This is a genomic window from Gammaproteobacteria bacterium, from assembly GCA_037388465.1.
Classification (GTDB): domain Bacteria; phylum Pseudomonadota; class Gammaproteobacteria; order SpSt-1174; family SpSt-1174; genus JARRKE01.
On record JARRKE010000077.1, the window covers coordinates 1 to 9,167 of the forward strand.

At 61.6% G+C, this 9,167-nt stretch carries 11 protein-coding genes; 1 reads left to right on the forward strand and 10 read right to left on the reverse strand.

Going from position 1 to position 9,167, the window contains the following annotated elements:
• On the forward strand, positions 1-1,198 hold a 1,198-nt coding region (locus P8Y64_12025), incomplete at its 5' end, for a HAMP domain-containing sensor histidine kinase (protein MEJ2061191.1).
• Between the two features lie 53 nt (positions 1,199-1,251).
• Here the strand turns inward: P8Y64_12025 and P8Y64_12030 are convergent.
• The 10 genes from P8Y64_12030 to P8Y64_12075 all read right to left on the reverse strand — a co-directional run.
• Entirely contained in the window at positions 1,252-1,587 is a 336-nt protein-coding gene (locus P8Y64_12030; GenBank protein MEJ2061192.1) for a PepSY domain-containing protein, read from the reverse strand.
• Between the two features lie 110 nt (positions 1,588-1,697).
• Positions 1,698-2,858, reverse strand: a complete 1,161-nt coding sequence (gene cfa, locus P8Y64_12035; protein MEJ2061193.1) for a cyclopropane fatty acyl phospholipid synthase — start codon at positions 2,856-2,858, stop codon at positions 1,698-1,700.
• Between the two features lie 158 nt (positions 2,859-3,016).
• Entirely contained in the window at positions 3,017-3,520 is a 504-nt protein-coding gene (locus P8Y64_12040) for a FixH family protein (GenBank protein ID MEJ2061194.1), read from the reverse strand.
• Positions 3,521-3,530: 10 nt separating this feature from the next.
• A complete protein-coding gene (ccoG, locus tag P8Y64_12045; GenBank protein MEJ2061195.1) occupies positions 3,531-4,937 on the reverse strand; it encodes a cytochrome c oxidase accessory protein CcoG in 1,407 nt (468 codons plus the stop codon).
• Positions 4,930-5,256, reverse strand: coding sequence for a hypothetical protein (locus P8Y64_12050; protein MEJ2061196.1), 327 nt, complete (start codon positions 5,254-5,256; stop codon positions 4,930-4,932). Before P8Y64_12050 ends, ccoG begins: the two co-directional genes overlap by 8 nt.
• A 59-nt stretch (positions 5,257-5,315) precedes the next feature.
• Positions 5,316-6,203 (reverse strand): cytochrome-c oxidase, cbb3-type subunit III, encoded by an 888-nt coding sequence (gene ccoP / locus P8Y64_12055; protein ID MEJ2061197.1) that lies wholly within the window; start codon positions 6,201-6,203, stop codon positions 5,316-5,318.
• Positions 6,200-6,370: a CcoQ/FixQ family Cbb3-type cytochrome c oxidase assembly chaperone gene (locus tag P8Y64_12060; protein ID MEJ2061198.1), complete on the reverse strand. Its 171-nt coding sequence runs from the start codon at positions 6,368-6,370 to the stop codon at positions 6,200-6,202. Before P8Y64_12060 ends, ccoP begins: the two co-directional genes overlap by 4 nt.
• A gap of 5 nt (positions 6,371-6,375) precedes the next feature.
• Positions 6,376-7,014, reverse strand: a complete 639-nt coding sequence (gene ccoO, locus P8Y64_12065) for a cytochrome-c oxidase, cbb3-type subunit II (protein ID MEJ2061199.1) — start codon at positions 7,012-7,014, stop codon at positions 6,376-6,378.
• 17 nt (positions 7,015-7,031) lie between these two features.
• Complete coding sequence (gene ccoN, locus P8Y64_12070) at positions 7,032-8,438, reverse strand: cytochrome-c oxidase, cbb3-type subunit I (GenBank protein MEJ2061200.1); 1,407 nt, start codon at positions 8,436-8,438, stop codon at positions 7,032-7,034.
• A gap of 180 nt (positions 8,439-8,618) precedes the next feature.
• The coding region (locus P8Y64_12075; GenBank protein MEJ2061201.1) for an efflux RND transporter permease subunit at positions 8,619-9,167 on the reverse strand (549 nt) is incomplete at its 5' end.

Sequence of the window (9,167 nt, forward strand, 5' to 3'; positions counted from 1 at the left end):
CCTGCGTGCGCTGGTCGACCAGCGCGCCCAGTCGGGCCTCGACCGCGGACGCTACTATCTGCTGATCGGTGCCGGCAGACAGGCGCTGGCCGGCAACCTGAGCAACTGGCCGATGGCCGTCCCCCGCAGCCCCGGTGCCGCCGTTTTCAATGACGACAGTCTTTCCATTCCCGCGTCGGCACGCGCGGATGATGACGATACCGATGTGCGCACCGTGGTCGCACAATTGCCGGACGGCGGCTTTTTGCTAGTCGGACAGGCCTTGAGCGAAGAGGAAAGCCTGGCGGAGCACACCGGCTGGCTGCTGGCCTGGGCCGTCGGCCTGATCACCCTGCTGGCACTGCTGGGCGGCATCTGGATGGGGCGCAGCGTGCTGCAGCGCATCGACGGGGTGAGCAATACCGCCGGTGAGATCATGGCCGGACGGTTGTCGCGGCGCATGCCGGTGGGCCGGCGCGGGGACGAGTTCGACGAACTCAGCGAACGCCTGAACGCGATGCTGGGACGCATCGACGAACTGGTGCGCGGCATGCGCGAAGTGACCGACAATGTGGCCCACGACCTGCGCAGCCCTCTGAACCGGCTGCGCAACCGGCTGGAAATCACGTTGCTGGAATCCCGGCCGCAAGCGGAATATCAGGAGGTCATCGCGCAGACCATTACCGACCTCGACGAGGTGCTCAACACCTTCAATACCCTGCTCTCGATCGCCCAGGCGGAGGCGGGCGTCAAACGCCAGCATTTTGACATCGTTGACCTCACTGCCTTGTGCACCGATCTGGCCGAACTCTACGAAGCCCCCGCCGAAGACGCTCAGTTGGAATTATCCAGCACGCTCGAAGCGGGACTGGTGATGCAGGGCAACCGGGATCTGCTGGCCCAGGCGCTCGGCAACCTGCTGGACAACGCCATCAAGTACACCCCGTCGGGTGGACACATTCGCCTGAGCCTGATCCGTCAGAGTGCTGAAGGCGTGCTGACGGTGGAAGACAACGGACCGGGCATCCCGGCAATGGATCGCGAACGGGTACTGGAGCGTTTCGTGCGGCTGGATTCGGCGCGTTCCTCCACCGGCAACGGACTGGGACTCGCCCTGGTCAGGGCCGCCGCCCATGTGCACGGCGGGCATCTCACCCTGGAGGACACAGCGCCGGGTTTGAAGGTCACGCTCCGATTACCGCTGGCTGCCGACGGCTGACCCTCAAACGGCATCGGCGCCCGGGGCGCCGATGCCTAACTGCAGAAAGCTTATCAATCCTCTTCGCTATCAGCGCGGTCGCCCTCATGGCTGTCCCGGTCGAGGGTGTTCTCCAGCACCTTGCCGGTCACGGCATCCACCCCGACCTCACGCAGGTTGTGGGCGTCGCGGATGTCGAAGGACCAGCGCAGCCCGCTGCCTCCTCGTTCCCGTTCGAGTTCAGCCTTCAGGACTTTGCCCGGCACGGTCTGCCGCGCGACGTGCGCGGCCTGCTCGAGGCCAAGTTTTGCTTTATCGAGACCCTGCAGGTCACCTGCATATGCCGCGACGGAACCCGTCGCCAGTACAAACCCGGCCAGAACGGCCGGAAGAGTCGGTTTCGCTTTCATGGCTTGCTCCTCTATCAACTGCGATACGCAACCTGCGAATACCTCACAGGTTGGTATACAGCTTAAGGAACAGAACCTTTCGCGCCGCTTGCCGGGGCCTTACCGTTTGGTCATTCCGGCCGCTGGTAACCGCCCAGGATGCCATGTCCCTGTTTGGCCAGCACCAACTGCCACAGCTGAATATCCCGCGCTCGGAAGGCGCCGGCACAGGACATCAGATAGTACTTCCACATGCGATAAAACCGCTGACCGTAATGCTCACGAAACCGTGACCAGGCCTGTTCGAAATTGCGATACCACGACATCAGCGTCTTGTCGTAATCGGCACCGAAATTGTGCAGATCCTCGACCATGAACAGTCCTTCCGCCGCCGCGGTGATCTGTCGCAGGGACGGCAACTCGCCGTTGGGGAAGATGTATTTGTCCATCCAGGGGTCGGCCACGGTATTGGACTGGTTCTTACCAATGGTATGCAGCAGGAACAGCCCGCCGTCCTTGAGGCAGCGGTTGGCCACTTCCAGATAGGTACGGTAGTTCTTGCGCCCCACATGCTCGAACATGCCGAGGCTGACGATGTGATCGAAACGCTCGTTGACCTCCCGATAGTCCTGCAGTCTGAGCTCGACCGGCAGGTCCTTGCACCGCTCACGGCCCAGCTCGGCCTGCTCGCGCGAGATGGTCAGCCCGACGACCTCCGCTCCGTAGCGTTCGGCGGCGAAGCGGGCGAAACTCCCCCAGCCGCAGCCGATGTCCAGCACGCGCACGCCGGGACGCAGATCGAGCTTGCGGCATACCAGATCGAGCTTGTCTTCCTGCGCCTGATCCAGGGTGTCCGCATGCCGCCAGTAGCCGCAGGTATAGGTCATGCGTTTGTCCAGCATGGCCTGGTAGAAATCATTGCCGAGATCGTAATGGGCCTCGCCGACCTGGCCGGCACGGCGAATGCTCTGCAGATTGAACAGCCGTGCGCGCAGGGAGAACCATGCCAACCGCCAGGGGTGAATCTGCTGATCGAGGCCGGCCCGCAACACCCGGGTGAAGAACTCGTCGAGTTCGTTGACCTCCCACTCACCATCCATGTAGGCCTCGCCCAGGCCGAGACTGCCCTGGGCCAGGACGCGCCGCGGCACGTCGGAAGAGTGGAAGCGAATATCCCAGGGGCGGTCGCCACCGACCCGGATATCGGCGCTTTCCAGCAGATCGGCTACCACGCGATAGAACTTATCCTCGTCCGCAGCGCCGCGTTCGATAGATATTGCGTCAGTTTTCATCCATTACCTCCGTACCGTGGCGGAGGCCGCAGTCTTTGGCGACCCTCACCAAAGCTCAGTGATCCCTGAAAAAGTAGGAAAGGATCCGCCGCCTTGCAAGGGCGGATCGAGGCCTACTTAATTTCGGACCACGGGTAGGCTGGATAATTCAGCGCGAATCAGCCCTGCACGTGCAGCATCAGAGAACCCCGGGATGGCAGCCGGGCGCGTCCGGCCAGTAACCAGTGGTGGTCGGGATCGGTGATGCGCAGGTACCAGTTGGCATGATGCAGCTCGGGCAGGCTGCCGCGGTAGTCGCCGTCGGGCGTGCGCTGCAGGATGACGGTTTCGTCCCAGTCGCCGCGGGTCGGATGACGCAGGTGCGCGGTCAACTGCTGCGGAGGAATACCGAGATTGCCGGTCATACGGATGTAAAGCTCACCGTTTCTCACCGTGATATCGGCCTCGAGCCCCAGCTGCCGGGCCAGCCGCTCACGATCGAGCACGCGGTTGATGGCCAGGCCTTCCTTGTAATAATCATCGGCCACCAGGGAAACCCGGTGGTCGACGGCAATCCATACCGTGGCCAGACCGCCGATTACCGCACTCAACGGCAGGGCAATCACGAACCAGGGCCAGAACTGGCGGTACCAGGGCAACAGGTCTTCACGTTCACGGTGCATATTCACTCTCCTAACGGATCACCGGCCCCAGGAAGCGGGATTGCTCGGTCAGACTGAGCTTCGGTTCGTCCTCGGCCTTCACGCTGAATTCGATCCGGTTATCCATTTGTTTCAATTCACCCGGGTCCACCCGCACGCTGACCGGTACGCTCAGCACGGCGCCGGCCTGCACGTTGTATTCCGTGCGCGCCTTGCCGAAATGGATCCCCGGCAAGCCCGCCACGCCGAGCACGAACCGGTGCGGCTTTTCGTCCATGTTGATGAGCCGGATGGTGTAGACGTTTTCCGTCAGACCGTCCGGTGTTTCGCGATACAGCGCGTTGCGATCCCGGATGATGTCCATTTCCAGCGGCGTCCGCGTCGCCACGCCGTAGATCAGGCCGCCGACCAGCACCAGCAGCAGGGACGCGTAGATCAATACCCGCGGCCGCAGCAAATGCGCCGATGCACCTTCCATAGCGTTTTCGGTGGTGTAGCGGACCAATCCCCGCGGGTAACCCATCTTGTCCATCACCTGATCGCATACGTCCACGCAGGCGGCGCAGCCGATGCACTGGTACTGTAACCCGTCGCGGATATCGATGCCGGTGGGACACACCTGTTTGCACAGGGTGCAGTTGATGCAATCGCCCAGCCCCTTCGCGACATGATCCGTTTCCCGGCGGCGGGCGCCGCGCGGCTCACCGCGCTCGGCGTCGTAGGAAATGATCAGGGTATTGCGGTCGAACATCGCGCTCTGGAAACGTGCATACGGGCACATATAAATGCACACCTGCTCGCGCATCCAACCCGCATTGCCGTAGGTGGCAAACCCGTAGAACAGAATCCAGAAGGTCTCCCAGGGACCGGTACTGAAATGGATAACGTGCTGCCAGAGTTCGCGGATCGGCGTGAAATAACCCACGAAGGTAAAGCCGGTCCAGAGCGAGAACACGATCCACACCGCGTGCTTGGTCAGCTTGATGCGCAGCTTGCGCGCGTTCATGGGCTGCTTGTCGAGCTTCATCTGGACGTTGCGGTCACCCTCGATCTTGCGCTCGAACCACATGAATATCTCGGTCCACACCGTTTGCGGACAGGCGTAACCGCACCACAGCCGTCCGGCCAGCGCAGTAAAGAAAAACAGCGACAATGCGGCGATCACCAACAGCATCGCCAGATAGAAGAAGTCCTGCGGCCAAAACACCAGGCCGAAAATGTAAAACTTGCGTGCCGGCAGGTCGAACAGCAGGATCTGCTGGCCGTTCCAGCTGATCCATGCCGTACCGTAGTACGCGCCAAGCAATCCGATCATCGCCAGCATGCGCAGGTTGGCGAACAGTCCGTGCACCTCGCGCGCGTAGACCTTCTCGCGCTTGGCGTAGATCTCCGCCTGCGTCTGATCCAGTGGTTTGTCGTCCTGCACTTTCTTATCCATTCGGTTTGGTCGTTTCGTCGTGTTCGACGAAGGGGCACTCTTCGATATAGGGGCAGTCAATCTGATCCACCGGTTTGCGGAAATAGCATGTCAACGCGCAACTGGTGGCGGTCAGCAACCAGAACGCAAAAAAACCGATCGAATAACCCGCCAGACGCGAGATCGGCGGATAACCCGCCGCCGCGGCCAGCGCATCCGGGTCGAAGGCGGTGAAGAACAGAATGGTCGCGATACCCGCGGTGAGAAACGATGGCCAGAAAACCGAGATCACCCGCTGGATGGTCGGAATGCCCTGCTCGGTGCTGCTGCTGTTCGTCATGGGCTTACTCCCTCAAAAATCCCGGGCGACGGCGTCCCCACCCCGCCGCCCGGGCCCCATCACTCTCGAGAGAGTGAATAAACGTAGGCCGCCAGCAGATGGACCTTGTCCTCACCCAGGAAATCCTTCCAGGCGGGCATCTGTCCCTGCCGTCCGTCCGTGATCGTCTTTTTGATTGCGGCGAGCGAACCGCCGTACAACCAGGTGCGATCCGTCAGATTGGGTGCACCGATGGTCTGGTTACCCTTTCCGTCCGCCCCGTGGCAGGCGACGCAGTACATGGCGAACTTGCTCTTGCCGGCGGAAACCAGTTTCGGATCTGCCTCGCGTCCGCTGAGCGTCGTTACGTATGCCGCGACCTCGTCCACGCCCTGTTTGCCCAACACAGGCCCCCAGGCCGGCATCACGCCGTGGCGACCGTTGAGAATGGTCTGTTGAATCTGCTCCGGTTTACCCCCGTGCAGCCAATCGTTGTCCCGCAGATTCGGGAAACCGATCGCACCGCCTGCATCCGAACCATGACACTGCGAACAGTAGTTCAGGAACAGCCGCTGTCCCGCGGCCATCGCTGAGGCATCCTTGGCCAGCACCGGGATCGGCTGCTTGGCGTAGGCGGCGAAGATCGGCGCGTATCTGGCGTTCGCCGTCGACATCTCGTGCTTGTACTGGCTTATCTCGCTCCAGCCGAGCAAGCCCTTGAACTTGCCCAGACCGGGGAAAAGCGCGAGATAGATCACGCCGAAGATGAGCGTGATGTAGAACAGCCACAGCCACCAGCGCGGCAACGGGTTGTTGTACTCCTGCAGGCCGTCCCAGCTATGGCCGGTGACGTCGCCTTCCGCCGCATCCGTCTGGTGCGGTTTGCTGGTCCAGCGGATCAACCACCAGGTAGCCAGCAGCATGCCGACCACGATAACGATGATGTACCAACTGACAAACGTGTTCATGAGCATTCCTCCCTGTGTTGGGCAGGCGCAATGTCTTCTTCATCCAGCGGCAGTTGGGCCGCTTCGTCGAACGATTGCTTACGGTTCTTGCTCCAGGCCCACAGCCAGATACCGATGAAGATGATGATCAGTAACAGGGTGTAAAAACCCCAGGCGGTCGGTGACATGGCGCTCACTCCCCTCGCTTGATGTCGGTACCCAACCCCTGCAGATAGGCGACCAGCGCATCCATTTCGGTCTTGCCCTCGACGGCCTTGGGTGCGGCAGCGATCTGCTCCTTGGTGTAGAGCTGGCAAGCGCTGCAGGTCAACGCGATGAGCTTGTTCATCACCTCCATCTTGTGCGCCACCTCGGCGGCCTCCTTGGCGTCGATCTTGTTCTTGGCCAGCCATGGAAAGCCCGGCATGTTCGACTCGGGCACGACGGCGCGCGGATTGATCAGATGAATCCGCATCCATTCGTCGCTGTAACGCCCGCCGACACGCGCGAGATCCGGTCCGGTACGCTTGGAACCCCACTGGAAGGGATGGTCGTAGACGAACTCACCCGCCACCGAATAATGGCCGTAACGCTCCGTCTCGGCGCGGAACGGACGGATCATCTGCGAATGGCAGTTGTAGCAACCCTCGCGGATGTAGATATCTCGCCCTTCCAGCCGCAGTGCCGAGTAGGGCTTTACACCTTCCACCGGCTCCGTGGTCGTCTTGAGGAAGAACAGGGGCACGATCTCCGCCAGCCCACCGAAACTGATGACGATGAAGATGATCACCGCCATCAACCCCACGTTTTTTTCAACAATGTCATGCTTCATGATGTGCTCCCCTCACCTTACGCGGGCTGCGGCACGGTCGCCTCGACAGGCTTGGCGCCGGCGATCGTCTTCCAGACGTTGTAAGCCATGATCAGCATGCCGCTGAGGAACAGCAGGCCGCCGATCATGCGCACGGTATAGAACGGATATATTCGCTCGAGCACCTCGACGAAGCTGTAGGTCAGCGTGCCGTCGGGGTTCACCGCGCGCCACATCAGTCCTTCCATAATGCCGGCGATCCACATCGCGACGATGTAGAGCACCACGCCGATGGTGGCGGTCCAGAAGTGCACCTCGACGAGCTTGATGGAGTACATGCGCTCACGCCCGAACAGCGCGGGGATCAGCACGTACATCGAGCCGATGGTCACCATCGCCACCCAGCCCAGAGCACCGGAATGCACGTGGCCGATGGTCCAGTCGGTGTAGTGGGACAGGGCATTGACGGTCTTGATCGACATCATCGGCCCTTCGAAGGTCGACATGCCGTAGAACGACAGCGAGACGATCAGGATGCGCAGGATGGGATCGGTGCGCAGCTTATGCCAGGCACCCGAGAGGGTCATGATGCCGTTGATCATGCCGCCCCAGGAAGGTGCCAGCAGGATCAGCGAGAACACCATACCGAGCGACTGCGCCCAGTCCGGCAGTGCCGTATACATCAGGTGGTGCGGACCGGCCCACATGTAGATGGCGATCAGCGCCCAGAAATGCACCACCGACAAACGGTAGGAATACACCGGCCGCCCGGCCTGCTTGGGCACGAAGTAGTACATCATCCCGAGGAAGCCCGCGGTCAGGAAAAAGCCCACCGCGTTGTGCCCGTACCACCATTGCACCATGGCATCGATCGCGCCGGGATACACTGAATACGACTTCCAGAAACTGACCGGCCATTCCGCACTGTTGACCACGTGCAGTACGGCGATGGTGATGATGAACGCGCCGTAAAACCAGTTGGCGACGTAGATGTGCTTGACCTTGCGCTTCATGATGGTGCCGAAGAACACCAAGGCGTAGGACACCCAGACGATGGTGATCAGGATGTCGATCGGCCATTCCAGCTCGGCGTATTCCTTCGCGGTGGTAATGCCGAGCGGGAGCGTGATGGCCGCCAGAACGATCACCGCCTGCCAGCCCCAGAAGGTGAAGGCGGCCAGCTTGTCGGAAAACAACCGGGTATGGCAGGTGCGCTGCACCACGTAGTAGGACGTTGCGAACAGCGCCGATCCGCCGAAAGCGAAAATGACCGCGTTGGTGTGCAGCGGCCGCAGGCGGGAATAGGTCAACCAGGGAATATCGAAATTGAGTTGTGGCCAGCGAAGCTGGGCGGCGATGAACACCCCTACCGCCATCCCTACGATTCCCCAGACCACTGTCATGACGGCGAACTGCCGTACGACGCGGTAATTATATGTCTCCATAGTCAGCCCTCACTATGTGTTATTTGACCTACTGATGCGGGATATCAACCAACCGTCCGGCAAGCCTGCAGCGTTCACCGGCGCGGGTACTTGACCTGGGTCAACAAAACACCATGCGATCAGCGGTGGATTTCCCCCACTCCTGCCGCCGCTCAGGAGTCTAGACCATGGAAAAACCGCCTATGTCCGCCCCCAGCGGACGTAAACCGCCGGCAGCAGATTGGTGCTCAACACGGCGCTCCACAGCACGCCGCCCAGCACCACGACCGCCAGCCCCTGCTCCGGCGCCGCGCCCACCCCCCAGCCAAGCGCGGTGGGCAGCATCCCGGCTGCGGCCGTCAGGGTGGTCAGCACGATGGGCCGAAACCGCGTACGCACCGCACGCCTGACGGCCTCTTCGGGCATCATCCCTTCGCGTTCGTTGGTGCGGGCATACGTGAACAGCACGATGCCGTGGTTGAGGCTGATGCCGATCAGAGTCAGAAACCCGACCAGACCGGTCGCATTCAATCCCACACCGCTCACCGCCAGTGCCAGCGCCCCGCCCGTCACGGCCAGTGGCGCCTGCAACAGCAGGATCACCGGCAGGCGCAATCCGCCGAACTGCAGTGCCATGATGGCCAGCGACAGCACCAGCGCCCCCAGCGCGGCGAGCCCGATCGCCTGCGCCATCTGCAACAGCTGCGGATACAGACCGCCGAATTCGATGCGGTAACCCGAAGGCAGCTT